1 rRNA gene is annotated in these 1,270 nt (G+C 53.6%); it reads left to right on the top strand.

What is annotated here, in order from left to right:
- Nucleotides 1-1,270, top strand: a 16S ribosomal RNA gene (locus R7Z41_RS23920); the annotation flags it as partial.

Raw genomic sequence — 1,270 nt, 5'->3', positions numbered from 1 at the left:
AGGCGACGATCCCTAGCTGGTCTGAGAGGATGATCAGCCACACTGGAACTGAGACACGGTCCAGACTCCTACGGGAGGCAGCAGTGGGGAATATTGCACAATGGGCGCAAGCCTGATGCAGCCATGCCGCGTGTGTGAAGAAGGCCTTCGGGTTGTAAAGCACTTTCAGTCGTGAGGAAGGTAGTGTAGTTAATAGCTGCATTATTTGACGTTAGCGACAGAAGAAGCACCGGCTAACTCCGTGCCAGCAGCCGCGGTAATACGGAGGGTGCGAGCGTTAATCGGAATTACTGGGCGTAAAGCGCATGCAGGTGGTTTGTTAAGTCAGATGTGAAAGCCCGGGGCTCAACCTCGGAATAGCATTTGAAACTGGCAGACTAGAGTACTGTAGAGGGGGGTAGAATTTCAGGTGTAGCGGTGAAATGCGTAGAGATCTGAAGGAATACCGGTGGCGAAGGCGGCCCCCTGGACAGATACTGACACTCAGATGCGAAAGCGTGGGGAGCAAACAGGATTAGATACCCTGGTAGTCCACGCCGTAAACGATGTCTACTTGGAGGTTGTGGCCTTGAGCCGTGGCTTTCGGAGCTAACGCGTTAAGTAGACCGCCTGGGGAGTACGGTCGCAAGATTAAAACTCAAATGAATTGACGGGGGCCCGCACAAGCGGTGGAGCATGTGGTTTAATTCGATGCAACGCGAAGAACCTTACCTACTCTTGACATCCAGAGAACTTTCCAGAGATGGATTGGTGCCTTCGGGAACTCTGAGACAGGTGCTGCATGGCTGTCGTCAGCTCGTGTTGTGAAATGTTGGGTTAAGTCCCGCAACGAGCGCAACCCTTATCCTTGTTTGCCAGCGAGTAATGTCGGGAACTCCAGGGAGACTGCCGGTGATAAACCGGAGGAAGGTGGGGACGACGTCAAGTCATCATGGCCCTTACGAGTAGGGCTACACACGTGCTACAATGGCGCATACAGAGGGCGGCCAACTTGCGAAAGTGAGCGAATCCCAAAAAGTGCGTCGTAGTCCGGATTGGAGTCTGCAACTCGACTCCATGAAGTCGGAATCGCTAGTAATCGTGGATCAGAATGCCACGGTGAATACGTTCCCGGGCCTTGTACACACCGCCCGTCACACCATGGGAGTGGGCTGCAAAAGAAGTAGGTAGTTTAACCTTCGGGGGGACGCTTACCACTTTGTGGTTCATGACTGGGGTGAAGTCGTAACAAGGTAGCGCTAGGGGAACCTGGCGCTGGATCACCTCCTTA

The sequence above is a fragment of the Vibrio sp. 1457 genome, from assembly GCF_033340195.1.
In the GTDB taxonomy this organism is placed as follows: Bacteria; Pseudomonadota; Gammaproteobacteria; order Enterobacterales; family Vibrionaceae; genus Vibrio; species Vibrio alginolyticus.
Note: the sequence above shows the minus strand (reverse complement) of the source record. Positions and strands in the feature narration are given on the sequence as shown.